General features: G+C 53.2%; 1 protein-coding gene. It reads left to right on the plus strand.

Annotated elements, in window-relative coordinates:
- Positions 1–218 (plus strand): helix-hairpin-helix domain-containing protein (locus HJY11_RS14295; protein ID WP_208076538.1); only part of this gene is annotated, 218 nt, incomplete at both ends.

Raw genomic sequence — 218 nt, forward strand, 5'->3', positions numbered from 1 at the left:
CGGCCGAATTTCAATCTTGTTCTGGATCCGAAGTGCGATTGGGCGCTGGGGCATCTGGAGTATTTTCCGGTGGAAGTAAACCGGGCAGACTACCGGACACTGCTCAGGGTGCCTGGGATCGGATATACTTCGGCCAGACGCATTGTACGGGCGAGAAAGATGGGATCTCTGGATTTCCCGGATCTGAAAAAGATGGGAGTCGTATTAAAGCGTGCTCT

The sequence above is a fragment of the Bittarella massiliensis (ex Durand et al. 2017) genome (assembly GCF_017566145.1).
GTDB lineage: Bacteria > Bacillota > Clostridia > Oscillospirales > Ruminococcaceae > Bittarella > Bittarella massiliensis_A.